The sequence below is a fragment of the Roseicyclus marinus genome (assembly GCF_036322625.1).
Classification (GTDB): Bacteria; Pseudomonadota; Alphaproteobacteria; order Rhodobacterales; family Rhodobacteraceae; genus Roseicyclus; species Roseicyclus marinus_A.
This window is the reverse complement of record NZ_AP027266.1, coordinates 1189900-1216373: the sequence shown is the minus strand read 5'-3', so window position 1 is coordinate 1216373 and position 26474 is coordinate 1189900. Positions and strand designations below refer to the sequence as shown.

The 26474-nt window shown below is 66.6% G+C and carries 24 protein-coding genes and 1 tRNA gene; 7 read left to right on the top strand and 18 right to left on the bottom strand.

What is annotated here, in order from left to right; translation table 11 throughout:
- Positions 1 to 150: 150 nt before the first annotated feature.
- From ggpS to AABA51_RS05775, 3 genes are read right to left on the bottom strand one after another with little or no spacing between them, the layout of a single operon-like run.
- Positions 151 to 1635, bottom strand: coding sequence for a glucosylglycerol-phosphate synthase (gene ggpS / locus AABA51_RS05785; RefSeq protein WP_338275322.1), 1485 nt, complete (start codon positions 1633 to 1635; stop codon positions 151 to 153).
- 12 nt (positions 1636 to 1647) lie between these two features.
- Positions 1648 to 2418: an HAD-IIB family hydrolase gene (locus AABA51_RS05780; protein WP_338275320.1), complete on the bottom strand. Its 771-nt coding sequence runs from the start codon at positions 2416 to 2418 to the stop codon at positions 1648 to 1650.
- The gene (locus AABA51_RS05775) at positions 2415 to 3557 is read right to left on the bottom strand and encodes an NAD(P)H-dependent glycerol-3-phosphate dehydrogenase (protein WP_338275318.1); all 1143 of its coding nucleotides are present in this window, start codon (positions 3555 to 3557) and stop codon (positions 2415 to 2417) included. Before AABA51_RS05775 ends, AABA51_RS05780 begins: the two co-directional genes overlap by 4 nt.
- Positions 3558 to 3892: 335 nt before the next feature.
- On the opposite strand from AABA51_RS05775, the gene AABA51_RS05770 reads away from it, so the two are divergent.
- Positions 3893 to 4774, top strand: coding sequence for a UTP--glucose-1-phosphate uridylyltransferase (locus AABA51_RS05770; RefSeq protein WP_338275316.1), 882 nt, complete (start codon positions 3893 to 3895; stop codon positions 4772 to 4774).
- Positions 4775 to 4780: 6 nt separating this feature from the next.
- Here the strand turns inward: AABA51_RS05770 and AABA51_RS05765 are convergent, their stop codons facing one another.
- Together AABA51_RS05765 and AABA51_RS05760 are read right to left on the bottom strand one after the other, a co-directional pair.
- Positions 4781 to 6106 carry a UDP-glucose dehydrogenase family protein gene (locus AABA51_RS05765; RefSeq protein WP_338275314.1) on the bottom strand — a complete coding sequence of 442 codons (1326 nt, stop codon included), beginning with the start codon at positions 6104 to 6106 and terminating at the stop codon, positions 4781 to 4783.
- 134 nt (positions 6107 to 6240) lie between these two features.
- Positions 6241 to 6316 (bottom strand) — tRNA-Thr (locus tag AABA51_RS05760).
- Positions 6317 to 6406: 90 nt separating this feature from the next.
- On the opposite strand from AABA51_RS05760, the gene AABA51_RS05755 reads away from it, so the two are divergent.
- Positions 6407 to 7312 carry a hypothetical protein gene (locus tag AABA51_RS05755; protein ID WP_338275312.1) on the top strand — a complete coding sequence of 302 codons (906 nt, stop codon included), beginning with the start codon at positions 6407 to 6409 and terminating at the stop codon, positions 7310 to 7312.
- Between the two features lie 12 nt (positions 7313 to 7324).
- Here the strand turns inward: AABA51_RS05755 and AABA51_RS05750 are convergent, their stop codons facing one another.
- The gene (locus AABA51_RS05750; protein WP_338275310.1) at positions 7325 to 7594 is read right to left on the bottom strand and encodes a DUF2312 domain-containing protein; all 270 of its coding nucleotides are present in this window, start codon (positions 7592 to 7594) and stop codon (positions 7325 to 7327) included.
- A gap of 140 nt (positions 7595 to 7734) precedes the next feature.
- Between AABA51_RS05750 and AABA51_RS05745 the strand changes: the two genes are divergently transcribed.
- Together AABA51_RS05745 and rsmA are read left to right on the top strand one after the other, a co-directional pair.
- Positions 7735 to 7950 (top strand): hypothetical protein, encoded by a 216-nt coding sequence (locus AABA51_RS05745; RefSeq protein WP_338275309.1) that lies wholly within the window; start codon positions 7735 to 7737, stop codon positions 7948 to 7950.
- Positions 7951 to 7993: 43 nt separating this feature from the next.
- Positions 7994 to 8833 carry a 16S rRNA (adenine(1518)-N(6)/adenine(1519)-N(6))-dimethyltransferase RsmA gene (rsmA, locus tag AABA51_RS05740; protein ID WP_338275307.1) on the top strand — a complete coding sequence of 280 codons (840 nt, stop codon included), beginning with the start codon at positions 7994 to 7996 and terminating at the stop codon, positions 8831 to 8833.
- Between the two features lie 235 nt (positions 8834 to 9068).
- On the opposite strand, the gene AABA51_RS05735 is transcribed toward rsmA, so the two are convergent.
- From AABA51_RS05735 to AABA51_RS05710, 6 genes are all read right to left on the bottom strand, one after another.
- A complete protein-coding gene (locus AABA51_RS05735; protein WP_338275304.1) occupies positions 9069 to 9728 on the bottom strand; it encodes a DUF4167 domain-containing protein in 660 nt (219 codons plus the stop codon).
- A 308-nt stretch (positions 9729 to 10036) separates the two neighbouring features.
- Positions 10037 to 10876, bottom strand: a complete 840-nt coding sequence (gene prmC / locus AABA51_RS05730) for a peptide chain release factor N(5)-glutamine methyltransferase (RefSeq protein ID WP_338275302.1) — start codon at positions 10874 to 10876, stop codon at positions 10037 to 10039.
- 93 nt (positions 10877 to 10969) lie between these two features.
- Positions 10970 to 12025 carry a peptide chain release factor 1 gene (gene prfA, locus AABA51_RS05725; protein WP_338275300.1) on the bottom strand — a complete coding sequence of 352 codons (1056 nt, stop codon included), beginning with the start codon at positions 12023 to 12025 and terminating at the stop codon, positions 10970 to 10972.
- A gap of 31 nt (positions 12026 to 12056) precedes the next feature.
- On the bottom strand, positions 12057 to 12503 hold the full coding sequence (locus AABA51_RS05720) for a DUF1499 domain-containing protein (protein ID WP_338275298.1): 447 nt from the start codon (positions 12501 to 12503) through the stop codon (positions 12057 to 12059).
- 31 nt (positions 12504 to 12534) lie between these two features.
- On the bottom strand, positions 12535 to 13698 hold the full coding sequence (locus AABA51_RS05715) for an acetate/propionate family kinase (RefSeq protein WP_338275296.1): 1164 nt from the start codon (positions 13696 to 13698) through the stop codon (positions 12535 to 12537).
- Positions 13689 to 15068, bottom strand: a complete 1380-nt coding sequence (locus AABA51_RS05710) for a bifunctional enoyl-CoA hydratase/phosphate acetyltransferase (RefSeq protein WP_338275293.1) — start codon at positions 15066 to 15068, stop codon at positions 13689 to 13691. The genes AABA51_RS05715 and AABA51_RS05710 overlap by 10 nt, the downstream gene beginning before the upstream one ends.
- A 283-nt stretch (positions 15069 to 15351) precedes the next feature.
- On the opposite strand from AABA51_RS05710, the gene AABA51_RS05705 reads away from it, so the two are divergent.
- From AABA51_RS05705 to AABA51_RS05695, 3 genes are all read left to right on the top strand, one after another.
- On the top strand, positions 15352 to 15558 hold the full coding sequence (locus AABA51_RS05705; protein ID WP_109670163.1) for a cold-shock protein: 207 nt from the start codon (positions 15352 to 15354) through the stop codon (positions 15556 to 15558).
- A 193-nt stretch (positions 15559 to 15751) separates the two neighbouring features.
- Positions 15752 to 17440, top strand: a complete 1689-nt coding sequence (locus AABA51_RS05700; protein ID WP_338275289.1) for an FkbM family methyltransferase — start codon at positions 15752 to 15754, stop codon at positions 17438 to 17440.
- 3 nt (positions 17441 to 17443) lie between these two features.
- Positions 17444 to 18568 carry a glycosyltransferase 61 family protein gene (locus tag AABA51_RS05695; protein WP_338275285.1) on the top strand — a complete coding sequence of 375 codons (1125 nt, stop codon included), beginning with the start codon at positions 17444 to 17446 and terminating at the stop codon, positions 18566 to 18568.
- Positions 18569 to 18590: 22 nt separating this feature from the next.
- On the opposite strand, the gene AABA51_RS05690 is transcribed toward AABA51_RS05695, so the two are convergent.
- The 6 genes from AABA51_RS05690 to AABA51_RS05665 form a co-directional block, all read right to left on the bottom strand.
- Entirely contained in the window at positions 18591 to 20360 is a 1770-nt protein-coding gene (locus AABA51_RS05690; protein ID WP_338275282.1) for an IlvD/Edd family dehydratase, read from the bottom strand.
- A gap of 109 nt (positions 20361 to 20469) precedes the next feature.
- Positions 20470 to 20673: a formate dehydrogenase subunit delta gene (locus AABA51_RS05685; protein ID WP_338275280.1), complete on the bottom strand. Its 204-nt coding sequence runs from the start codon at positions 20671 to 20673 to the stop codon at positions 20470 to 20472.
- Entirely contained in the window at positions 20663 to 21472 is an 810-nt protein-coding gene (gene fdhD / locus AABA51_RS05680; protein ID WP_338275278.1) for a formate dehydrogenase accessory sulfurtransferase FdhD, read from the bottom strand. The genes AABA51_RS05685 and fdhD overlap by 11 nt, the downstream gene beginning before the upstream one ends.
- Entirely contained in the window at positions 21469 to 24381 is a 2913-nt protein-coding gene (gene fdhF / locus AABA51_RS05675) for a formate dehydrogenase subunit alpha (RefSeq protein ID WP_338275276.1), read from the bottom strand. Before fdhF ends, fdhD begins: the two co-directional genes overlap by 4 nt.
- Positions 24382 to 24485: 104 nt before the next feature.
- Positions 24486 to 25982 (bottom strand): NADH-ubiquinone oxidoreductase-F iron-sulfur binding region domain-containing protein, encoded by a 1497-nt coding sequence (locus AABA51_RS05670; RefSeq protein WP_338275274.1) that lies wholly within the window; start codon positions 25980 to 25982, stop codon positions 24486 to 24488.
- The gene (locus AABA51_RS05665) at positions 25979 to 26443 is read right to left on the bottom strand and encodes a formate dehydrogenase subunit gamma (RefSeq protein WP_338276453.1); all 465 of its coding nucleotides are present in this window, start codon (positions 26441 to 26443) and stop codon (positions 25979 to 25981) included. The genes AABA51_RS05670 and AABA51_RS05665 overlap by 4 nt, the downstream gene beginning before the upstream one ends.
- Between the last annotated feature and the right edge of the window lie 31 nt (positions 26444 to 26474).

The following is a 26474-nucleotide window of genomic DNA, read 5'->3' as shown; positions in this document are numbered from 1 at the left end:
ATGGCGTCACGAAATTTGCGCCCTTCTAGGGTTGCGGGCCGGGCACTGCAAGCCGAATCCCGGCGCTCCGCATGCCCTGCCCCGGCTCTGACGCAAAACTGCGGTTCTGCGACCGGAAAAACCGCAGGTTTTCCCGCGAACGCCAGCGTGTCAGGCCGCGCGCTTGGGCCCTGCCCCGACCTGCAACCGCCCCGGACCCCAGTGACTCAGATCGTTCTCGGCCACGGCCTTGCGCAAGCGCTCCATCCGGTGACGCCGCTCCATTCCGTCCATCTCGAGCGCCTGCAAGATGCCCCGGTCCATCGCCCGGTTGGAGAACGGATTGACGATCAGCGCGTCGCTCAATTCCACCGCCGCGCCCGCGAATTCCGACAGGACCAGAACCCCCTCGCCATCCACGCGGGATGCGACGAATTCCTTGCACACAAGGTTCATCCCATCCGCAAGCGGCGTGATCCAGGCCACATCCGCCGCCCGGTAATAGGACACCAGCTCATCAAAGGGGATCGCGCGCGAAATCAGCGCCACGGGCTGCCATTCCAGCGTGCCGAACCGCCCGTTGATCCGCCCCGCGATCTGTTCGATCTCGGTCTGGATATCCTCGTAGGAGGACATGTTGCGGTTGGCCGACACCGAAACATGCATCAACCGCACCCGCCCGCGCAGATCGGGTTTGGCCTCCAGCACCCGCTCGAAGCTCTGCAATTGCTGCGCGCCGCCCTTGGTGTAATCGGTGCGCCCGACCGACAGGATCAGCTTGGCCGGGCCCAGATCCTGCCAGATCTCCTTGACGCGCGCCTCGGTCTCGGGGCGGCGGGCGCGGGTCTCGATGAATTCCGTCGCCACGCCCAGGGGGCAGATGCTGACGCCCGTCTCATGGCCCTCATGGGTGATCGTCTCGCGCATCACACGTTCGGTCAGGGCCGTGCCTTCGGTGAACCACTTGTCGGGCGCGCGGATCGGGGGCGAGACCTCCACGTCGAACAGGCTGCGCACGACCGACACGAAATTCGCCGCATAGCGCGGGATATGAAAGCCCACGTCGTCGCAGGCCAACAGGCTTTCCACGATCTGCTTGCGCCAGGGCAGCACGTTGAACATGTCCGCCGAGGGAAAGGGCGTGTGATGGGTAAAGGCGATGCGCAGATCGGGACGGATCGCGCGCAGGTAGCCGGGCACGAGCCACAGGTTGTAATCATGCACCCAGACCAGCGCGCCCTCCGCCGCTTCCTCGGCGGCGGCTTGGGCGAAACGCCGGTTCACGTCCTGGAAATTCTCCCAGTCCACGGGGTCGTAATTGTAGCGCTCCTTGAAGGAATGCAGGATCGGCCAGAACGCCTCCTTCGACGAAACATGGTAGAATTCCCGCACCTGATGCTCGGTCAGCGGCAGGCGGGAAACCGTGTAGCGCCCATGGGCGTCGTCGATCTCGACCCGCTGCTCAAAGCCCGGGTTTGCCGGGTCCTCGGCCAGTTTCCACGCCACCCAGGCGCCGTGGTTCACCGAACCGAAAAATCCCTTGAGCGTCGGCACGATGCCATTGGGGCTCTTGTTCTCGCGAAAGACGATCTTGCCGTTTTCTTCAACCTCTTCATAGGGTTGACGATGGTAGACGATGACGAGATCCGATGCCATGATCCGCCCCCCTCAGGCCAACAGCTTGTGGTGCAAGATCGCCTCGGCAATGCCCGCCACGCCGGCCTGCCGCGCGGCATGGACATGGGGCAGCTCCGCCACCCGCTCCAGCAACGCAGGTTCCGAATTGCCGACCGCCACGGCGGGCAGACCCATCGCCAGCATCGACAGATCGTTGAGCGTATCGCCCGCCACCAGCACCTTGCGGCTGTCCACGCCCAGATGCGTCAGAAGCCGCAACAGCGACGGCCCCTTGCTCACATCCTTGGGCAGCACGTCGAAAAACCGGTTGTCCGACACCAGCGCATCCAGCCCCAGCCCCGCCACGATATCGAGCGCGCGGGCCTCGAACCTGTCGGGGTCCATGTCGTAGCTCACCCGATGTCGGAACCCGGTGGATTGCAGCCGCAGCCCGCCTACCCCCTGCAACGCGGCCTGCACCCGCATCCCCGCATTGTTCCAGGCTTTCTCGATCTCGGCCTCGAGCTCGGGGATGGGGGTAAGGAAATGATCCTCGTCCACCTCGGCGATCGTGGTCCCCACGTCGCCCACGACGAAATCGGGCTTGGGCACACGGCGCTTGCGCGTCAGTTCGCGCACATAGCCCGGGTCGCGCCCGGTGACGAAGATCAGGCCGACGCGCGCGCGCGTCCCCTCGATCCAATCGTAGAATTGACGACGCTCCGCCTCGGTGCCCCCGAGAAAGGTGCCGTCAAGATCGGTGGCAAGGACAAAATCCTTGTCCGCAATGGATTTGGTCGGGAAGGTTTCGTGACGGGTCATGCGATCCTTTCTGCAAGTGTTGCGATATCCTTGTCGGTCGCGGGATGCGAAAACGACAGGTCCATGGCGCGGGGTTCGGCCTCGATGGGCCGGGCCCAAAGCGCGGCAAAGGCCTCGCCCAAGGGGCGGCCTTCATGCAGGATGGACCGGACCGTCTCGCAGATCGGCAGGTCCACCCCAAGCCGGCGCGCCAGATCGGTGACCGAGGTGGCATTCACCTCCCCCTCGACCACGACGGGCGCACCGTCGAAACAGGCCGCGCGCGGAACGCCCCGGCCCAATTGCAGCCCAAGCGCCATGTTGCGCGAGGTCGGGCTGGAACAGGTCAGCGTCAGATCGCCCACGCCCGACAATCCGGTGACCGTCTCGCGCCGCCCCCCCAGCGCCTCGGCCAGCCGCTTCATCTCGTCCAGGCCGCGCGTGATCAGCGCCGCGCGCGTGTTCTCGGCAAAGCCCGCGCCGGTCATCATCCCGCAGGCGATGGCGATGACGTTCTTCAACGCGCCGCCGATTTCCACGCCCACCAGGTCATCCGAGACGTAAGCGCGGAAGCTTTCCGTCGACAGCGACAGCGCCAACCGCACGGCGGGGCTTGTCGCGGGGTTCAGCCGGTCGGCATAGGTAAAGGGAAAGGCCACCGTCGCCGCCGTCGGATGGCCAAGCGCCGTTTCCACGGCAAAGGTCGGCCCCGATACACAGCCGACCGGGCGGCGGCCCAGTTCCTCCTCGGCCACCTGCGTCATCAAGAGACCCGTTTCCGCCTCGATCCCCTTGGCGCAGACCGCCACCGGCAGATCGGGCGCTGCATGTTCGGCCACGGCCCGCGCGACCGACCGGACCGAGCGCGAGGGGACGACGATCAGCGCAACCTCCACCCCGGCCAGCGCATCGGCCAGCGCATGGGCGCCCAGAACACCCTCGGGCAGATCGACACCGGGCAGGAAATCGGGGCTTTGTCCGGTCCGGTTGATCGTGTCGATCACCGCACGGTCGCGCCCCCAAAGCTGCGTCCGCACCCCGGCCCCGGCCAGGGTCGCCGCCAGCGCCGTGCCCCATGACCCCGCCCCGATGACAGCAGCGCTGCGATAACGGTGCGCATGAGACGGGAGCGGATCGCCGGACAGGGGTTGATGTCGCATGGAACCTCCAAGGTTCGGAACGGGACGCTTTGGCGGGTCCGGCGGGTCCGAAACCTGCCGGGGAATGTCGTTAACAGTCTTTGCGTGTCGTAAATGTTATATTTCTGAGCCGGAAAATCAATGCCGCATCTGCGAAAGCGCGCAAAAGCGACGCTCGCACCGGGGCGCGGAATGCCCAAAACGGCCCCAACTGCTGGCAATTTCAGCACATCGCCCGCGATCTGCGCAGCAAGATAAATCAAAAGCGACTATTTTTTGTCGTTTTTTGACACTGCCGCGCAATCCGCTATCCTTCTGCGATGCAGCGTGACCAGATGAACAAGGAGACATTCGCCATGACATCCCCTGTCCGCACCGCCATCTTTCCCGTCGCAGGTCTGGGAACCCGCTTCCTTCCCGCGACCAAGGCGACGCCAAAGGAACTCTTGCCGGTGCTCGACACGCCCCTGATCCAATACGCCATCGACGAGGCGCAGGCGGCGGGGATCGAGCGGATGATCTTCGTCAGCCACCCCTCCAAATCCGCCATCGAGCGCCACGTGATGGATGACGCCCGCCTGCGCGCCGAACTCAGGTCGCGCGGCAAGGCCGATCTGGCCGAGGCGCTGCGCGATGCCGCCCTCTGCCCGGTGGAGGATGACGTGATCTTCACCATGCAGCCCCAACCGCTGGGCCTTGGGCACGCGGTGCTCTGCGCGCGCGACCATGTCCGGCCCGGACCGGTGGCCGTGATCTTGCCCGATGACCTGATCCTCGGGGCACCCTGCCTGCCCGAAATGGTGGCGGGCTACCGGGGCGGCCACATGGTCGCCACCATGCAGGTCGACCGCGACGACGTGTCGAAATACGGCATCCTCTCCGTCACGGGCCGCGACGGCGCGACGCTGCACGCGGATGGCATGGTCGAAAAACCCAAGCCCGCCGATGCCCCCTCCCGCGATGCGGTGGTGGGGCGCTACATCCTCGATGCCGCGATCTTCGAGGCGCTCGCGACCCAGACCCCCGGCGCGGGCGGCGAGATCCAGCTGACCGATGCCATCGCGCGCGGCGCGGGCAATCTGGGCCTGTCGGGCTTCCGCTTCAGCGGCGAGCGCTTCGATTGCGGATCCAAGGCGGGCATGCTGCGCGCGACCCTCCATCTTGCCGCCCAAGACCCCGATTGCGCCGAGGTCCTCGACGAATTGCGCGGCCCCGCCGCCCCGCCGCGCGCCGCCTGACGGGTCTCAGGCCTCGGGAATCAATCCCGGCCGCCCGATGCAATCATAGGCGACAAAGCCCGCCCGCTTGGCATCCTGCACAGAATAAATATTGCGCAGGTCGGCCATGCGCGGGCTCGCCATTTTCCGGGCCAGCTTCTTCAGATCCAGCGCCCGGAATTCGTTCCATTCCGTCAGGATCACCACGAGATCCGCATTCTGCGCCGCCTTGTAGGGGTCATCGGCCCAGACCACACCGGGCAACAGCCCCTCGCCCTCGCGCCGCCCCTGCGGGTCGACCACCCGCACCTTGGCCCCGCCGCCCACCAGCGCGGGCACGATCGTCAGGCTCGGCGCATCGCGCATGTCGTCGGTATTGGGCTTGAACGTCACCCCCAGAACCGCGACCGTCTTGCCGTTGAACGACCCCTCGCACAGGTCGCGCAGCTTTTCGATCATCCGGTGCTTCACCGCGTCATTCACGCGGATGACCGTTTCCACGATGCTCTGGGGCGCGGCGTGATCCTGCCCGATCCGCGCCAAGGCCGTGGTATCCTTGGGAAAGCACGACCCGCCATAGCCCGGGCCCGCATGCAGGAACTTGTTCCCGATCCGGCCATCCAGCCCGATCCCCTTGGCCACTTCCTTCACATCCGCGCCGACCTTTTCGCACAAGGCCGCCACCTCGTTGATGAAGGTGATCTTGGTCGCCAGAAACGCATTGGCCGCGTATTTGATCATCTCCGCGGATTCCAGATCGGTCGTGACGATGGGAAATTCGCGCAGGAACAGCGGGCGGTAGATCTCGGCCATCACTTGCGCCGCGCGCTCGGTCTGGACCCCCACGACCACGCGGTCGGGCTTCATGAAATCATCGATCGCCGCCCCCTCGCGCAGGAATTCGGGGTTGGAGGCGACATCGAAGTCCGCGCCCGGATTGGCCTTGGCCACCACCTGCTTGACCTTGCGGTTGGTGCCCACCGGAACGGTCGATTTCGTCACGATCACGGCATAGCCCGTCAGCGCGCGGGCCACATCCTCGGCCGCGGCCATCACATAGGTCAGATCGGCATGCCCATCGCCCCGCCGCGTGGGCGTGCCCACAGCGATGAAGATCGCCTCCGCCCCATCCACCGCCGCCGCCAGATCGGTGGAGAAGGACAGCCGCCCCGCCTCCACGTTGCGCGCCATCAGCGCATCGAGCCCCGGCTCGTAGATCGGCACCTGGCCTGCGTTCAGCATCTCGATCTTGCGCGGGTCCTTGTCGACGCAGATCACGTCATGCCCGAAATCGGAAAAACAAACCCCCGACACAAGGCCCACATAGCCCGTCCCGATCATCGTGATACGCATGAAAATCGCCCCTAGGTCCCTGCCGTTTTGAGGAGGGTGTCCCCGAAAACGCTCCGCCGTTCAAGGGTGGAGGGGGCCTGAGGTGGCCGCCGGCTCACAAGCGAGCGCACAGGGAACGGACGGCAGGCTGGAAATGGTGCCCCCAGAGAGACTCGAACTCCCGACCCTCTGATTACAAATCAGATGCTCTACCAGCTGAGCTATAGGGGCACGCCCGTCGCAATACGCCATGGCCCGCCGCCGCGCAAGATCGGGCGGATTTGCACCGCGCCGCGCCCCGGTATAGGGTCCGCCCAAAAGGTGCGTAAACGGGACAGGGTCTTTCACCACATGCAGGTCGTCTTTCACCTCGGCGCGCCCTGCACCGATGGCGGTCTTCTTCTGCAATCCTTGGCCAGGAACCGCGCGCGGCTGGCGCAGGACGGCATTCTCGTCCCCTCGCAATCGCGCTACCGCCCGCTCCTGCGCGACACGGTGCGCGCGCTCAAGGGCCGGGTCGCCAGCCCCGATGTCGAGGATGCGCTCCTTGACGCCATCATCGAGGACCACGAGGTCGAGCGGCTGATCTTTTCCGATGCGCTTCTGGTCTCGATCCCCCGGCTTGTCGTCACGGGGCCCCAGATCTGGCCGATGATCGAGCGACAGGTGGCGGCGCTGCGGGGTCTCTTCCCCTCCGCCAGCCCCGAGATCTTCCTCGCCATGCGCGACCCCGCGACCCTGATCCCGGCGCTGTTCGACGCGTCCAAATTCACCGATTTCACCGAATTCACCCAGAACATGCAGCCCCATGCCGCGACATGGTCCGAGATGCTGCGCCGCCTGCGCATGGCCCATCCCGACGTGCCCGTCACCGTCTGGTGCAACGAGGATACGCCGCTTTTGTGGGGTCAGCTCCTGCACGAGATCACCGACACGCCCCATGACTACCCGCTGCAGGGGGTCGATGACCTGATCGAAACCATCATGGAGCCCACGGGCTTCAAACGCCTGCAGCGCTACCTTGCCGACAATCCCGCCCAATCCGAGATCCAGCGTCGCCGGATCGTCAGCGCCTTTCTCGGGCGATACGCGCTCGAAACCGCGATCGAGGAAGAACTCGACCTGCCCGGCTGGACGCCCGAGCTGATCGAAACCCTGACCCTCGCCTACGAAGACGACATGGCCGAGATCGCCCGCATTCCGGGCGTCACGCTGCTTGCGCCCTGACGGATCGGTGCTTCAGCGCATCCCCAGCGCTTCCTTGTACATCTCGAGGATCGCTTCCTCCTCGGCGATGTCGTCGGGCTGGCGCTTTCTCAGCGCGATCACCTTGCGCATGATCTTGGTGTCATAGCCGCGCCCCTTGGCCTCGGCCATCACCTCTTTCTGCGCATCGGCGATGTCCTTTTTCTCCGCCTCCAGCCGCTCGTAGCGCTCGATGAACTGGCGCAGCTCGTCGGCGGTCACGTTGTAGCTGTCGGGGCGGTCGGCGGTCGGGGCTTGTGTCATGTCCATCGGATCTCTCGCGCTCTCGCAATCGGGGCAAACTCGGACCCCGGGTCTAGCCGCCCGCTCGCCGCGCCACAAGTCTTGCCAGCGGCGAAGTGCTGGCCTAGGTCAAATATCGCGTGACCGCAAAAGGAATGCCGATGCCCCTTCTCGTATATGCCGGAACCGCGATCGCGCTCATGGGCCTTCTTGTGCTTGGCTGGTGCATCTGGGCGGCCATCGCGGCCAAGCGCTCGGGCCTGCCCGACGCCGATCTGCGCGCGCGCCTGCAACGGATCGTGACGATCAACATGGGCGCGCTCCTGATCTCGGTTCTGGGGCTCATGTCGGTCGTGATGGGCATCTTCCTGTCCTGAAGGGCTTGCGAAACCCGGGCCTTTCGCGTCTAGCCTCGTCGCCATGAGCGCCATCGACACCCTCCCCCCCCTGCGCGAGGTCATCGCCACCCACGGCCTGACCGCGAAAAAGGCGCTTGGGCAGAATTTCCTCCTCGACCTCAACCTGACGGCCAAGATCGCGCGGGCGGCGGGCGATCTGTCGGGCTGCGACGTGCTCGAGGTCGGGCCCGGTCCCGGCGGCCTCACCCGGGGCCTTCTGGCCGAAGGCGCGCGCCGCGTGCTCGCCATCGAAAAGGATGCCCGCTGCCTGCCCGCGCTGGCCCAGATAGCCGATGCCTATCCGGGCCGTCTCGAGGTGCTCAATGCCGATGCGCTGGCGCTCGACTGGACGGCGCATCTCGCCCCGCCGATCAAGGTCGTGGCGAACCTGCCCTACAATGTCGGGACCGAGCTTCTGGTGCGCTGGCTCACCCCGCCCAGCTGGCCACCGCAATGGCAATCGCTCACGCTGATGTTCCAGCGCGAAGTGGCCGAGCGTATCGTGGCCCCGCCGGGCTCCAAGGCCTATGGCCGCCTCGCCATCCTGGCCCAATGGCGGACCGAGGCGCGCATCGCCCTGACCCTGCCGCCCGAAGCCTTCACCCCGGCACCCAAGGTCCGCTCGGCGGTCGTGCATATCACCGCACTCCCCGCGCCGCGCTTTCCCGCCGATCCCGCCGTTCTGGAACGCGTCGTGGCCAAGGCGTTCAACCAGCGCCGCAAGATGCTGCGCGCAGCACTCAAGGGCCTTGCCCCCGATATCGAGGATCGGATCGTCGCCGCGGGCCTTTCGCCCACCGACCGCGCCGAACAGGTCCCGATCGAAGGGTTCTGCGCGCTGGCCCGCGCGGTCGCCTCCTGACGCACCGCGCCCCTGCCCCGCACCAATCGCACGCAATGGCGCCGAACCGCCTGACGTTCTGCCCATGACCGGGACATTGGCCCGCGCATCCGGCCCCATGAGCGGAAACATGGGCCCCCGCCCGCAACACCCCTGCATGATGCCAGGACAGGCGCAGGCCACGAACGAAACAGGCGCGTCACCGGGGTGACGCGCCTGCTGCATGAATCTTGGTGCCGGGTCCTGGCCGCCGGGCCTATTCGGCGGCTTCTTGCGGCGTGTCGGGCGACGGATCGCTGCCGCCCCCCGCCTGCCCGCCATCCTCGGCGCTCTTGCGCGGACGGCGCGTACGGCTGCGCTTGGGCTTGGGGGCGCTTTCGGGCGTCTCGACCAATCCGCTCTCGCCCTCGCCCTCGGCTTCGATCACGGCATCGAACTCGCCGCGCTCGGGACGCGCCTCGCGCTGGTCGCGCTTCTCGCGGGGCTCGGCCTGCTCCTGCCGGCGCGGCTCACGCGGTTCGCGCGGCTCTTGCTGGCGCGGCTCGTACTGGCGGTTTTCCTGTCCGCCGCCCTCTTCGCGCGGGGCCGCGTCACGATCCTCGCCGCCCTCGCCGCGGTCGCGGCCACCACCGCCCTGCTGACCCTGCTGGCTCTGCTGACGGGCATCCTGCTCGCGCTGCGCCTCCGCCAGCATGCGCAGGTAATGTTCCGCATGCTGCTGGAAATTCTCCGCCGCGACGCGGTCATTGGACAGCTGGGCATCGCGTGCCAGCTGATTGTACTTGTCGATGATCTGCTGCGGCGTGCCGCGGACCTTGCCTTCCGGCCCCGACGAATCGAACACGCGGTTGACGATATTGCCGACCGAGCGATTGCGGTTCCCCTTGGACCGCGAACGGTTCTTCGATGATCTCATGTGTAAAATACGGTTCCAGTTGTCCTGGGTTGGCAGCATCCGCACGACAGGCGCGAGAACGCTTCGAACCCGTACCGGCACCCGGGTGTCACGGCACGGAATTTGAGGCAGAACCGCGGGGGATGATCCTTCGACGATCCCGCTCGCTGGGCCTGAGTAAGCACGGGACGCGGCCCATGACAAGCGGAAACCTCGCGCCGCCTGTCAGGACTGCGGAATTTCGCGCCCCTGCGGCGCTTTCGCCGCAAAAAGACGATGTTTTGGCGCTTTCGACGCGAAAAACGGACCCAAGCGGCCCAAAGACCGCATCAGACGACAGCGCGCGCCCGTCCCGATACAACCCGCGCCTTCCCCGTCATGTCGGGATGAACCACCACCGCGTCAAGCCCCGCCGCCGCGAAGAGCGCCACAACCGCCTCCCCCTGCGCCGCGCCGATCTCGACCAGCACCCGCCCCCCCGGCGACAGATGCAGACCCACCCCCGCCAGGATCGCCCGATAGGCCGACAGCCCGTCACCTCCGGGGGTCAGCGCCGCGCGCGGCTCGTAGCGCGTGATCTCGGGCGCAAGCCTGTCGTATTCCGCGGCACTCACATAGGGCGGGTTCGACACGATCAGGTCAAAACGCCCCTCGACCCCCTGCCACCAATCGGCCTGCACAAACGCCAGCCGCCCCGCAACCCCGTGCCGCGCCGCATTGCCCCCCGCCACCTCGAGCGCCCCCGCCGACAGATCCGTCGCAACCCCCGATGCCGCCCCCCGCTCCGCCAGAAGCGTCACGGCAATCGCCCCGCTCCCCGTGCCCAGATCGATCACGCGCCCGAAAGGCTCGGCCAGCGCCAGCTCCACCAGGGTCTCGGTATCGGGCCTTGGCACCAGCGTGTGCCGCGTCACCGCGAAGCTGCGCCCGAAAAACCCCCATTCCCCCAGGATCAGCGCCAGGGGCTCCCGCGCCAGCCGCCGCTCCAGCATCGCCTCGGCGCGCCCCAGCACCTCCGGCGCCAATCCCTCCTCCCGCGCCACCGCGACCCGCGCCGCCGACCAGCCGCTCGCCGCCCCCAGCATCAGCCGCGCCTCGCGCCCCGCCTCTCGGCCCGCAAAGGGCTCCAGCACCGCGCCTGCCCGCAACAGCCACTCCCCGGCCCTCATCGCCTCATCCCCACGGCCTTCATCTTTCCCCAAATATGCCCGCCGGAGGCAGACAAGACCGCCGCAAGCGCCCCACGCCCGGCAAGCGCCCCCTCAGCCATCCATCTCGGCCAGAAGCCGCGCCTGCGCCTCGGCGGTCAGGGCGTCGATCACCTCGTCCAGATCCCCGCCCAGGATCTGCTCCAACCGGTAGAGCGTCAGGTTGATCCGGTGATCCGTCATCCGGCCTTGCGGGAAATTGTAGGTCCGGATCCGCTCCGACCGATCGCCCGTGCCCACCTGTGCGCGGCGGTCGGCGGCCTCGGCCTCCGCCAGCCTCCGGCGCTCCATGTCATAGAGCCGCGCGCGCAACACGCCCATGGCGATCTCGCGGTTGCGATGCTGGGATTTCTCCGAGCTCGTCACCACGATCCCGGTGGGCAGATGGGTGATCCGCACCGCCGAATCCGTCGTGTTCACATGCTGCCCGCCCGCGCCCGAGGATCGCATCGTGTCGATCCGGATGTCGCCTGCCGGAATGTCGATCTCGACCGCCTCCGCCTCGGGCAGGACCGCGACCGTCGCCGCCGAGGTATGGATGCGCCCGCCCGATTCCGTCTCGGGCACACGCTGCACGCGGTGCACGCCGCTTTCGTATTTCAGCCGCGCGAAAACCCCCTCGCCCTCGATCCGGGCCGTGACCTCGCGGATACCGCCGAGGTCCGTCTCCTGCAGATCGACGATCTCGATCCGCCAACCCCTGGCCTCGGCATAGCGGCTGTACATGCGCAAGAGATCGGCGGCAAAAAGCGCCGCCTCCTCGCCACCCGTCCCGGGCCGGATCTCGATCATCGCGGGCCGCGCATCGGCGGCATCCTTGGGCAAAAGCGCCAGTTGCAGGGCTTTTTCCGCCTCGGGCAAGGCCGCGCGCAGGCGCGGCAATTCCTCCTCGGCCAGCGCGCGCATCTCGGGGTCGGCGCGCATCGCCTCGGCCTCGGCGATATCGGCCTTCAGCCTGTCCCAGGCCGCGATCTGCGCCACCACGGGCTTCAGCTCGGAATATTCCCGGCTGATCGCCGCAATCTCGTCGGCCGCGGGCCCGGCATTCAGCCGCGCCTCGAGAAACTCGAACCGGTCGGTGATCTGGCGCAGGCGATCTTCGGGTATCATGGGCGCGATGTGACGGGCGGGCGCGCGTTGGTCAAGGGCCGGACAGGGCCGCGCTCCAGCGCGCCACCCTTGCCCCGTTCACGCCCATGTCCGAATAGCCGAAGCGCGAGCGCGAAAAGATCTCCATCCGCGTGCCGCCCTCCACCGGCACCAGCCGGATCGACACCGCATCGGGAAATCCCATCAGCCGCGAGCGCAGCACATAGGTCATCTGCCCCAAGGCCGGATCGCCCGCGATCCGCTCGGCCCCCTCCGCCAGGGCGATGGCCTCGATCCGCAGACCCAGCGCATCGGGGGCCATGTCGAACACGGGCGCCTCCGCCCCGCGCAGCAGCGCGAAATTTGGGCTTGCGGGCGGGGTCACGCGGGCGGGATCCACGTCCCAGACCTCGGGCGGCATGGACACGCTGCGAAAAAAGACCGCCGCGCCGATCACACCGGCCAGCGTCAGAAGGGCAAGGATCAATAAGATACGCATAACCCTCCCCTCGACCCTCCCCGCGCCAAGGTCAAGGGGCAAGCGCCATGGCGGCCCGTGCGATCACCCGCTCCTCGTCGGTCGGCATCACGAGGATCGGCACGGGGCCCGCATGGATCATCGCCGCATTGGCCGCGTTGCGCGCCGGATCGACCGACAGGCCCAGAAACCCCAGCCGCTCCAGCGCGCGCGCCCGGATCGGGCCCGCGTTCTCCCCGATCCCGCCGGTAAAGACCAGCGCATCCACCCCGCCCAGCGCCGCCGCCAGCCCCCCGATCTCGCGCGCCAGCCGAAAGGTGAAATAGGCGATGGCCTCCTCGGCCCCCGCACTATCCGTGGCCAACAGGACCCGCATGTCATGGCTCAATCCCGACAGGCCCAAAAGCCCGCTTTCGCGGTAGAGCAGGTCAGTGATCTCGCCCCCGCTCATCCCCTGCTCTAGCAGGTAGAGCACCACGCCCGGATCAAGCTGGCCCACCCGCGTGCCCATCGGCATCCCGTCCAGCGCCGAAAACCCCATGGTCGAGGCGATGGATCGCCCCCCATCGAGCGCGCAGAGCGATGCGCCATTGCCCAGATGCGCCACGATCACCCGCCCCCGCGCAAGCTCGGGATGATCCTGCGCCAGCCGTCCGGCGATGTAGTCATAGCTCAAGCCATGGAACCCGTAGCGCCGGACGCCAGCCTCGTAGAACCGTCGCGGCAGGGCAAAGGTGTCGTTCACGAAAGGATGGCCCCGGTGAAAGGCCGTGTCGAAGGCCGCGACCTGGCAGGCCTGCGGAAAGGCCGTCATCGCCGCGCGCAGACCGGCAAGGTTATGGGGCTGGTGGAGCGGCGCGAGCGGCGTCAACGCCTCCAGCTCGGCGACCAGCTCCGGTGTCAGCAGGCGCGGCCCGTCGATATCCGCGCCTCCATGCACGATCCGGTGCCCCACCGCCGCGATCTCGCGCCCGGCGAAAAGCGGCTGCAAGCCCGCGATGAGCCGCGCCAGCGCCGTGGCATGATCGGCAACGCCGATCTCGACACGCGCGCGCGCCCTGCCCGCGTCGATCTCCATCACGGCGGCAGCGCCCAGCGCCTCCACCTGCCCCCGCGCCAGCTCGCGCGGCTCGCCCAGCCCCCCGGCGGCCCCGGCCTCGTAGAGCCCGACCTTGATCGAACTTGACCCCGCGTTCAGCGTCAGGATCAGGCGCATCCCCGCGCCTCCGCGCACAATACGGCCACCGCGCAGGACGCCAGCCGCGCCTTGTCGTCATCGGCCCGGCTCGTCAGGATCACCGGCACCTGCGCCCCCATCACGATCCCCGCCGCCCCCGCATGGGCCAGGAATGTCAGCTCCTTGGCGATCATGTTGCCCGCTTCCATGTTCGGCACGACAAGGATATCGGCCCGCCCCGCCACCATCCCGGTCAGCCCCTTGGTGCGCGCGGCCCCCGCATCGACCGCATTGTCCATGGCGAGCGGCCCATCGACCAACCCGCCCGTGATCTGCCCGCGCTCGGCCATCTTCGACAGGACCGCGGCATCGAGCGTCGAGGGGATCGAGGGCGTGACCGTCTCGACCGCCGACAGGATGCCGACCTTGGGCTGGTCCACCCCCAGCGCGCGGGCCAGGTCGATGGCGTTCTGCACGATCGACACCTTGCATTCGAGGTCCGGGGCGATGTTGATCGCCGCATCCGTGACGAACAAGAGATGGTCGAGCCCCGGCACATCCATCACGAAAACATGGCTCACCCGCCGGTTCGTCCTCAGCCCGCCCTCCTTTTTCAGGATCGCATGCAACAGCTGGTCGGTGTGCAGATGCCCCTTCATCAGCGCCCGCCCCCGCCCCTCGTGGATCATCGCGACAGCCCTGAGGGCGGCGGCCCGGTGGTCGGGCACATCGACGATCTCGATCCCCGCCAGATCGGCCCCCGCGGCTTCAGCCGCGAGCGCGATCTTGTCGGGCGCGCCCACGAAAACCGGCTCGATCAACCCATGCGCCCGCGCCATCACGGCCCCCATCACCGCATCGGGGCTTTCGGGACAGACGACCAGCGTGGGAAGCGCGGGAAATGCGGCCGCCCGTGCCAAAAGCGCATCGAACTGGCGATGGGCCTGCACGATCAGCCCCGGCACCTCCAGCCCGTCGAACCGCCGCGCGGCATCGGGGGCGCGCACGCGCGCCTCGCCCTCGGCTATGCGCCCGCCCGGCCCATCCACCCAGACCGCCATCCGCACCACACGGTCGGGCAGCTTTTCCACCACCCGCACGCCCGCCTCCAGCGTCTCGCCCGCATGGGCGCGCCCCAGGAACCGCAGATCCTGCGACAGGTAAAGCGTCCCCGGCCCCGGCAACTGGTTGCCCAACACCCCCGAGATCAGCGCCGCCACCCAGGCCGAAGGCGCGACCGCCTCTGCCCGCCCGTCGCCATCCCCGTCCAGCTCGGGCAGATGCATCGGGTTCAGATTGCCGCTCGCATGGGCAAAGACATAGAGATCCTCGGCCCGGCACAACCGCCGCACCACGGCCTCCTGCCCGATTTGCAGCGCATCATGGGGGGTGCTTGTCAGGCTGGTCATCTGGGTCCTTCCGCATCGCGCCGGGCCATCGGGCCAGGTCCGCATGCCCGAACCCTAGACGCCTCGCCACCGCGCACCTTGATCTGGGTCACGCTCCGCCCCCGACCGGACCCGCGAAACACCTTTACTTTCAGACGCGGATAAGGCACTCTCTTTGCGCTATCTCTACTCTATCGACCCCTGTCTTTCGCCTCTTCGGCAAAGCTTGTGCTCTCGATCTTGCATGGGTGACGCCGAAGCTGCCGCATGTCGCGGGCAGCGCAACATGACAGGAGACACGGATATGGCCACCGGCACCGTGAAATGGTTCAACACCACCAAGGGCTACGGCTTCATCGCCCCCGATGGCGGTTCCAAGGACGTTTTCGTCCACATCTCGGGCGTCGAGCGTTCGGGCCTCACCGGCCTCGCCGACAACCAGAAGGTCAAGTTCGACCTCGAAAAGGGCCGTGACGGCCGCGAAAGCGCCGTGAACATCGAACTGATGTAATCGACCCTTTCCTTCGGGAATACGTCAAGGGCGCGCCTTTCATGGCGCGCCCTTTTCGCATCCGGCCACCATGGCGACATCGGCAGGACCAAAAGCTTCCGAACCGGCGGAATTTCGGCTATTCCCAAGAACAACAGGTATAGCGCAAGGCCCAAGGGCCCGGCGCATGTAACGATCAAGATCGAGTAGCCCCATGGATCGCGACCCGGATATCGTCGCCGAATTGCACGGCATCCGCATCCCCGCCGCCCCGCACCTGTCGCCGCGCACCATCGCCGCGATCCAGCGCGGCCTCTACGAACGCCCCGAGATCGAAGGCACGCTTGTCAACCTGCGACCGGGGGACCGCGTGGTCGAACTGGGCTCGGGCGCGGGCATCGTCAGCGCGATCATCGCCCGCAATGTCGACGAGGTGCAGGTCCGCACCTTCGAGGGCAATCCCGACCTGATCGACCATATCCGCAAACTGCATGCGCTCAACGGCCTCTCGGATCGGGTGACGGTGCAGAACGCGCTTGTCATGGCCGCGCCCGATCCCGTGCCCTCCACCCTCTTTTCGGTCAGCACCAGCTTTCTGGGCTCGCGCATCGCCGCTGCCGATGCCGCCGAAACCGATGCCCGCACCGTCCGGGTCGAGACCCTGTCCTATGAGGACCTCCGCCGCGACTTTCCCCACAATGTCCTCGTCATGGACATCGAAGGGGGCGAGCTGGATTTCCTGGGCTCGGCCGATCTGTCCGGCATCGACTTCCTGATCGTCGAACTGCACCCCACGATCTACGGCGCGGATGCAGCCGCCGAATGCATCCGCCGGATCGAGGCGGCGGGCCTGATCCTCGATCCCGCCTCCTCCGACCTTCAGGTCAAGGCGTTCAAGACCCCGGCGCGGATGCAGCTCGGCCTCGACCAAAGCCGCGTGGCCTGGCGCGCCATCCCCGAATGTCTCGCCTTCGACCCAGACACCGAATGGGCCGAGGCCATCGAAACCGTCACGGACGCGGTTCTGGTCAAAAGCCCCGGCACAGGCACAGGCCCCATCACCGCCAGCGTCTTCGACGCCGACCAGCGCGAGGTGCCGGGCGCGATTTCGTGGCACGATGCCACCACCCGCGCCACGATCAGCCGCCACCACCCCCGCCCCAAACGCATCACCGACATCGCGGGTACATGGGTTTTCGGCGGGCCGCTCGACCCGCTTTCCCCCGATGCGCTCCGCCAGATGCTGGCGCGGCTCTGGTGCCTGCCGCATCTTGCCGGGATCGCGCCACGCGGTGTGGTCTTCTTTCCCCATGGTCCCGCGACGGCGGATCGCTACGCCGCTTTCCTTGCGGCCCTGCTGCCCCGCTGGGCACCCGGGCTTGACCCGCTCATCCTGTCGGGCCCCAGCCGGTTCGAAACCCTGATCGTGCCGCCGCAGGCCGTGGCGGCAGGAACCTTGCGCCATGGCACCGCCGATTTCCGCGCCTTCCTCCGGTCCCGCGCTGCACCTGCCGCAAAGGGGGGCGCTGGCGGGCGGCTCTGCCTCCATGATGGCCCAAGCGCCCCGGCGATGGCCGCGGGCAGCCCGCGTCACACCGCGCTCACGGGCGCAGGCTACAGGGTCCAGGACCTTGCCTGCGCACCCCTGCCCGAGCTGCTCCCCCGGATCGAAACCGCCGATACGATCCTCGTCTCGGGCAGCGCGGCCGAGGATCTGGCCCTTTACGCCGCCCCCCGAACGGCCAAGATCGCCAGACTTGCCGCGACCCCGGGCGATCACGCCACGGATTTCGCCCCCCTCGCCCGGCTCTACGGTCTGGACAACGCGCAAGACATCCCCCTGCAAGACGGCGAGGATGCCGACGACCTCCTCCACCGCCTTGCCGCCCATGGGTTTGTCTGAGCCATGGGGACGGACAGCGCCACCTTCGACCCCGACGCGCCGCTCGCCCGCAGCATCACGACACTGGATGCGCCGCTGATCTGGCCCGTCACCCACCACGCCAAGAACCACAGCCCCCGACCCGGCGGCGTGATCGGGGCGGATGGGCACTTCGTCGACCTTTCCCATTGCCGCTACACCAGCACCAAGCGCTGGACGCTGCCCTGCGTGCCCGACCCCGATGTCCCGGTGACCGACATGCCCGGCACATGGCTTTACGGAGGCGTGCTCGACCCCGCCTTCGGGCATTGCATCATCGAAAGCCTGTCACGGCTCTGGGTGCTCGATCATCTCGACACGCCGCCCGACGGGATCGTCTTTCTTCCGGCGGTCCATCGCAGCTTCTACCAACGCCCCAAGCGCTATCTGGCCGCGACGCAGGCCGTGTTCGACGCCTTTCCCGGCCTGCCCACCCGCCGCGCCTGCCCCACGCAACCCGCCCGTCCCGAACGTCTGATCCTCGGCGCGCAGGGCATGGGCGGCGGCGATTTCAGCCCCGGCGCACCGGAATTCCGCGCCTTCATCAAGCGGCATTTCCTGCCCGATGTCGCCCCTGCGGGCAGCGAGAATCTCTATGTCTCGCGCGCGCGTCTGTCGGTCATGGGCAACCTGATGTTCGAGGACAGGATCGAGGCGCTATTCGCCGCCAACGGCTACGAGATCTTCCACCCCGAAGCCCACAGCCTCACCGAACAGGTCGCCCGCTACCGCGCCGCACGCCGCATCGTCACCGTCGAAGGCTCGGCGCTGCACGTGATCGCCTATGCGCTCGCGCCGGATCAGCCGGTCGAGATCGGGATCATTCCCCGCCGCACCACCGGCAATACCGCCTCCTTTGTCGCGCAATTGCACTGGCAAAGCGCGGCACGGGTCCATGTGATCGACACGCTGACTCGGCTCTACCATCCGGGCCGGATCTACGGCGAGCAATCGAATGTCCGCGCGCTCCATGATCTGCGCCGGATGGCCGACGAATTGGCCGCCCTGGGCCTGATCGAAAACGCCACGCCCATCGCCAACCCGACCGAGGACGAGATCGCCACAGCCCTCGCAGCCCTGCCCAAGCAGATGGTGCGGATGGAGCTCTGACCGCGCGCGCGATGCTCGCCCGTCAGTGATTGTCGCGCGGCAGGTCCTTTGCGATCCGCTGATACGCCGTGGCCAGTTCAAGGCATCCACCTTGCGCCAATTGCCCGACATGGGTCCGGTAGATTTCCTGCCAGGGCGTCTGGTTGACGATCTCGGGGGGCGTCCAGCCCGCGCGCCGCGCCTCCCAGTCCTCGGGGGCGACCATCGCATCCATCCGCCCCGTGTTCAGGTCCAGCCGCACCGGGTCGCCCGTCTTGATCAGCGCAAGACCGCCCCCCACCACCGCCTCGGGCGAGGCGTTCAGGATCGAGGGGCTTTCCGATGTCCCCGATTGCCGCCCGTCGCCCACCGTCGGCAGATGCCGGATGCCCGCCCGGATCAGGTGATCTGGCGGCTGCATGTTCACCACCTCCGCCGAACCGGGATAGCCGACACAGCCTACGTTTCGGATGAACAAAATTGAGGTTTCGTTAATACCTAACCCCGGATCGTTAATCCTTTGGTGATAATCTTCCGGCCCCTCGAAGACGACGGCCCGCCCTTCGAACACCCCGTCCTTCAGGAAACGGTCCCGGAAATCGGCCGAGATGACACTCGTCTTCATCAACGCGCTGTCAAACAGGTTCCCGCTCAGAACCGCAAAGCCCGCCTTTTCCCTAAGTGGTTGATCGCACGGGCGAATGACGTCGTGATCAAGGCTCCGCGCAGGACCCAGCGCCTCCGCCAGCGGCTTGCCGCTCGCCGTCATGACGCCGCCCTCCAGATGCCCCGCCGCCAGCAATTCCCCCATCACCGCCGGAACACCGCCCGCGCGAAAGAAACTCTCGCCCAGATACGCGCCCGCAGGCTGCATGTTGACGAGCAAGGGCAAATCCAATCCGTGATCCTGCCAATCGCGCACATCCAGCTCCACGCCCGCATGACGCGCGATCGCGGCCAGATGCGGCGGCGCGTTCGTCGACCCGCCGATGGCCGTGTTCACCTTGATTGCATTGAGAAAAGCATCCCTTGTCAGGATGTCGGAGGGCTTCAGATCCGCCTCCACCATCTCCACGATCCGCCGCCCCGTCAGATAGGCCATCTCCATCCGCTCGCGGAACGGCGCGGGGATCGCCGCGGCACCCGGCAGCGTCATGCCCAAGGCTTCGGCCAGCGCGTTCATCGTGCTGGCCGTGCCCATCGTGTTGCAATGCCCCAGCGACGGCGACGAGGCGCAGGCGCGCGCCATGAATTCCTCGTAATCGATCTTGCCCTCGGCCAGCAGGCGGCGGCTTTCCCAGATGATCGTCCCCGATCCCGCGCGCTTGCCCTGCCACCAGCCATCCAGCATCGGCCCGCCGTTCAGCGCGATGGCGGGCAGATCGACCGTCGCCGCCCCCATCAGCATCGCCGGCGTGGTCTTGTCGCAACCCGTGGTCAGCACCACCCCGTCAATGGGATAGCCGTGCAAAACCTCGACAAGGCTCAGATATTGCAAGTTTCTATCCAGCGCCGCCGTGGGCCGTTTGCCGGTTTCCTGGATCGGATGCACCGGGAATTCCATCGGAATGCCGCCCGCATCGCGGATACCCGCCTTGATCCGGTCCATCAGGAACACGTGGATCTTGTTGCAGGGCACAAGATCGCTGCCCGTCTGGGCGATGCCGATGATGGGCTTTTCCGCCTGCAATTCGGCTTGGGTAAAGGCCTGGTTCTGGTAGCGCTCCAGATACAGCGCGGTCATGCCCGGGTTGTTGGGATTGTCGAACCATTCCTGGCTGCGGTAGCGGCGATTGGCGCGGGTGTCGGACATGGCTTGTTCCACATGTTGAAACCTTGGGCCGCATAGTGAAACGACCTGCGCCAGTCGTAGCGGAGGACGGGGCATCGCCACAAGCCCCAGCCCCGATACCCTGCAAATTTCAGATCATGGGCAGCGCCCGGCGCACAAGCACGTCCATCTCCTGTTCATGGTCAGCTGCCTGCGCCTTGAGCTCCGCGCGCATCTCGGGCGCCCAGTAATCCTTGAGATGGGCCGCGACCTTTTCCACCTGATCGACGCCGGGCTGGCTGTGAAAGAAGGTGGCGATCTGGTTGGCCATGCGGATCAGCTTGTCATGCGACATGGGAACGATCCTCCTGGATGCGATGGGGATGGGTGAAAACCTGCAAGCGCCCCTCGCGCCCGAAGGCCGCAACGCTCAGGCCAGCCGCCTCCGCGCTGCGCAGCGCCTGCGCGGTGGGGGCCGATACGGCGATCAGGATCGGGCTGCCGAACATCACGGTCTTCTGCACCATCTCGACCGAGACGCGGCTGGTGATGACCACGGCGCCGCAGGCAGGGTCGATCTCTGCCCGCAGCGCCGCGCCGATCAGCTTGTCGAGCGCATTGTGCCGCCCGACATCCTCCCGGACCATGACGATACCCTGACCGGGAATGAAAAATCCAGCCGCATGAACGGCATGGGTCAAATCATGCAGCGGTTGATGCGCCCTGAGCGCATCCCCCGCCCCCGCGGCCTCGGACAGGGACAGCGCAAGCCGCCCCGTGACGGGCGGAAGATCGCGCAGGGCCTGCTCCAGACTGTCGATACCGCAAAGCCCGCAGCCGACCGGCCCCATCATCGCACGCCGCCGCGCGCCCAGGGCATTTGCCGCCTCTTCGGCGATCCAGAGCCGCGCCTCGATCCCCTGCGCCAGTTCCATCACCTCGACCCGCTCGATCTGGTCAAGCCGCGCAAAGCCTTCGGTCATGGCAAAGCCGATCGCGAAATCCTCCAGATCGGCGGGGCTCGTCATCATCACGGCCTGCGTCGTGCCATTGCAGGTGATTGCAACCGGCACCTCCTCGGGCAGGGACCGCGTGATGTCGCGCGCGCCTTCGGGGCCAAGCGCCCGGGCGGATATGGACCGGCTCGCCTTCATTCGGCCGCCGGCAGGATCCGGCGCGACAGCCGCGCCTGTTCCTCGTAGCTTTCCTGCCACTCGGTCGGTCCGTTCGACAGCCCCACCTGAACCGCCGTCACCTTGTATTCCGGGCAATTCGTGGCCCAGTCGGAATAATCGGTGGTGATCACATTGGCCTGTGTCGTGGGATGGTGAAAGGTCGTGTAAACCACACCGGGGCTGACCCGATCCGTCAGATGCGCCCGCATCGCCGTTTCGCCCGAACGGGACGCCAGCTTGACCCAATCCCCCTCCTTCACGCCGCGCACCTCGGCATCATGGGGATGGATTTCAAGCACATCCTCCGTGTGCCAGACCGTGTTCGGCGTCCGCCGCGTCTGGGCCCCCACGTTGTACTGGCTCAGGATGCGCCCGGTGGTGAGCAGGAGCGGGAACCGCGGGCCGGTCCGCTCTTCGGTCGCGACATATTCGGTGACGATGAAACGCCCCTTGCCCCGCACGAAGCCATCGACATGCATGATGGGCGAACCTTCGGGCGCGGCATCGTTGCAGGGCCATTGCACAGAGCCCTTTTCCTCCAGCATGGCGTAATCGACATTGGCAAAACCGGGGGTCGTGGCCGCGATTTCCTCCATGATCTGGGCCGGATGGGTGTAATGCCACAGCGGGCGCCCCTCGGCTTTCAGGATCGCATTGGCCAGCATCTGGGTGATTTCCCAATCCGCATAACCGTTGCGCGGTGCCATGACCTTGCGCACGCGGTTGATGCGCCGCTCGGCATTGGTAAAGGTTCCGTCCTTTTCCAGAAAGGTCGAGCCGGGCAAGAAGACATGGGCGTAATTCGCCGTCTCGTTCAGGAAAAGGTCATGGACGATGACACAATCCATCGCCGCCAGCCCCGCCGCGACATGGCGGGTATCGGGATCGGATTGCAAGATATCCTCGCCCTGGCAATAGAGCCCCTTGAACTGCCCCGATACGGCCGCGTCGAGCATGTTGGGAATGCGCAGACCCGGCTCCGCGTCGATCTCGACCCCCCAGGCGCTCTCGAAAATCGCGCGCACATCGGCGTTCTTCACATGGCGATATCCCGGCAATTCATGCGGGAAGGATCCCATGTCGCAGGACCCTTGCACGTTGTTCTGCCCGCGCAGCGGGTTCACGCCCACGCCCTCGCGCCCGATATTGCCCGTCAGCATCGCGAGGTTCGCGATCCCCATCACGGTGGTCGACCCTTGGCTATGCTCGGTCACACCCAGCCCGTAGTAGATCGCGCCATTGCCGCCCGTCGCATAAAGCCGGGCTGCCGCGCGCAATTCCTCCGCCGGAACGCCCGTCAGCATCTCGGTCATCTCGGGGGCATGGCGGACATCGCTGATGAATTCCGCGTACTCCTCGAACTCGTCCCAATCGCAGCGCTGCCTGATGAAGCTCTCGTCATAGAGCTTTTCGGTCACGATCACATGCGCAAGCGCGGTCACGACCGCCACATTGGTGCCGGGGCGCAGCGCCAGGTGATGGGCCGCCTCGATATGGGCCGATTTCACAAGATCGATCCGGCGCGGGTCGATGACGATCAGCTTGGCCCCCGCCCGCAGGCGTTTCTTGAGACGGCTGGCGAAAACCGGGTGCCCGTCGGTCGGGTTCGCCCCGATCACGACAACGACATCCGCCTTGGCCACGCTGTCGAAATTCTGCGTGCCCGCACTGGTGCCGAATGTCTGGCCCAGGCCATAGCCCGTCGGCGAATGGCAGACGCGCGCGCAGGTGTCGGTGTTGTTGTTCAGGAACACCGCCCGCGTCAGCTTCTGCACCAGGTAGGTCTCTTCGTTGGTGCACCGGCTCGAGGTTATGACCCCCACCGCCTTGCGCCCATACTTGGCCTGGATGCCCCGCATCTTGGCCGCGGCAAACCCAAGCGCCTCCTCCCAGCTCACCTCGCGCCAGGGCTCGTCGATGGTCTCGCGGATCATCGGGCTCAGGATGCGGTCGGCATGGGTCGCATAGCCATAGGCAAACCGCCCCTTCACGCAAGAATGCCCGCGATTGGCCGCGCCATGCTTGTAGGGCGTCATGCGCACCAATTCGTCGCCGTTGAGCTCCGCCTTGAAGGAACATCCCACCCCGCAATAGGCGCAGGTGGTGATGACCGACCGCGTCGGCGTGCCCAATTCGATGACGCTCTTTTCCTGCAGGGTCGCGGTCGGGCAAGCCTGCACGCAGGCCCCGCAGCTCACGCAATCGGAGGACAAGAAATCGTCACCTGCCCCACCGGCGGACACACGGCTGTCGAACCCCCGGCCTTCGATCGTCAGGGCAAATGTCCCCTGCACCTCTTCGCAGGCCCTGACGCAGCGATTGCAGACGATGCATTTCGCCGGATCATAGGTGAAATACGGGTTGCTGTCGTCCTTGGGCCTGTATTCGGGGTTCGCCTGCCCGCTCGTGTCTCGGGTCGCGAAATGGGTCCGCATGCCCCCCTCGGGCGCCTCGAAGCGCTGATCGCGCAGGCCCACGACACCCGCCATATCCTGCAACTCGCAATCGCCATTGGCGCTACAGGTCAGGCAATCAAGCGGATGGTCCGAGATATAAAGCTCCATCACCCCCTTGCGGATCTTCTTGACCTGCTCGGATTGGGTCCGCACGACCATCCCGGGTGCCACCGGCGTGGTGCAAGACGCAGGCGTGCCGCGCCGCCCCTCGATCTCGACCACGCACAGTCGGCACGACCCGAAAGCCTCCAGGTTGTCGCTGGCGCAAAGCTTGGGCACCTTGATGCCCGCGATCGCCGCCGCCCGCATCACGGATGTGCCCTCGGGCACCGTCACCTCGAACCCGTCGATCTCCAGCGTGATGGGCGCGCCCTCTTTCGCAGGCGTGCCCATGTCGCGGTCGTCACCCCAGGGAATGATGAAATCCTTCATGCGCGGAATGCTCCCTGCTTCATCTTGGTCGAAAAACTCTGGGGGGTGCGGGGGCAAGGCCCCCGCGGGTCGATGCCGAAGGCAGCGAAACCGGGAATTCTGGCTCATTCCGCCGCCTCCCGATGACCCGCGAACTCCTCGGGGAATTGCGTCAGCGCACTCATCACCGGATAGGGCGTGAACCCGCCCAAGGCGCAGAGCGAGCCATGTTTCATCGTCTCGCACAGATCGACCAGAAGCGGCACGGCGGATGCATCGCCCGCCGCGATCCGATCGATGGTCTCCACGCCCCGCACCGCGCCGATGCGGCAAGGCGTGCATTTCCCGCAGCTCTCCACCGCGCAGAATTCCATGGCGAACCGCGCCATGGCGCGCATGTCGGCGCTCTCGTCAAAGACCACGACACCGGCATGCCCGATCAAGCCGCCCTGCCCGTCGAATTCCTCGTAGGCAAAAGGCGTGTCGAATTTCTCCGGCGCGAAATAGGCGCCAAGCGGCCCGCCCACCTGCACCGCCTTGACGGGCCGCCCCGTGGCCGTGCCGCCCGCGATCTCGTTGACCAACGCGCCCAAGGGCATGCCAAAGGCCGTCTCGAACAACCCGCCACGCGCGACATTGCCCGCGATCTGGATGGGCATCGTCCCCTTGGACCGCCCAAGGCCAAAGCCCGCGTAATGCGCCGCGCCCTTCTCGAGGATGACCGGGATCGTGCCGAGCGAGATCACGTTGTTCACGACCGTGGGCCGCCCCATGAACCCTTCGAGCGCAGGCAGCGGCGGCTTGGCGCGCACCACCCCGCGCTTGCCCTCGAGCGAGTTCAGGAGCGAGGTTTCCTCGCCGCAGACATAGGCGCCCGCACCGACCCGGATCTCGATATCGAATTCATGTTCCGAATGAAGAACGTGCCCCAAAATTTTGTTTTTTCGTGATATTTCGACTACTCGGTACATCACCTCGATGGCATCGGGATATTCCGAGCGGATATAGACGAAGCCCTTTGTCGCCCCCACGGCGATGCCCGCGATCACCATCCCCTCGATCAGCGAGAACGGGTCGCCCTCCATCAGCATCCGGTCGGCAAAGGTGCCGCTGTCGCCCTCGTCGGCGTTGCACACGATGTATTTGCGGTCGGCCTGGGCGCGCGCGACCGTTTCCCATTTGATCCCCGTGGGAAAACCCGCGCCGCCCCGTCCGCGCAGGCCGCTGTCCTTGACTTCCGCCAGGATCCCTTCGGACCCCAGCTCCAGCGCGCGGCGCAGACCGGCAAGCCCGCCATGGGCCTCGTATTCCGCCAGGTCGAGCGGGTCGATCAGCCCGCACCGGGCAAAGGTCAGCCGGGTCTGCCGCGCAAAGAACGGAATATCTTCAACGGGGCCAAGGCTTTGCACTTCACCCGACAGGATGCCCGCGACATCGGCAGGCGTGACCGATCCATAGGCGCGGCGCGCGCCGCCCTCCTCGATCTCGACCAGCGGCTCCAACCAGACCATCCCGCGCGACCCGTTGCGGATGACCCGCACCCCCGCCTTGGCAAAGGCATCGGCCACCGCATCCGCCCCAAGGGCGCGGGCCGCCGCATCGCGGGGAACATAGACTTTCATGCGCCCACCTCCGCCAGAATGGTCGCGGCCGTGACGCGCCCTTTCAGCTTGCCATCCACCATCGCGGCCGGCGCGCAAGCGCACAGGCCGAGGCAATAAACGGGCTCGATCGTGACGCGTCCGTCGCGGGTGGTTTGGTGCCAATCGAGGCCCAGTTTCGCGAGGATTGCGTCGGACATGGCGGCGCCGCCCATGGCTTGGCAGGCCTCTGCGCGGCAGAGTTTGATCACGTGAACTCCGGCCGGTTTGTCCCTGAAATCATGGTAGAAACTGATCACGCCATGCAGCTCGGCGCGGGTGATGTTCAGCGCCTCGGCAATGGGGGCATGCGCGGTTGCGGGGATGTGGCCGAAGGCGGACTGGATCGCGTGGAGGAGCGGCAGGAGCGGGCCTTCGAGCCCGATGTGGTCATTTATAAGCCCTTGAATCAGAACAAGTTCTTCGGCTTTTTGCTGATCGATCACGGCGCGCTCCAGGTTGACCGCGCCATGA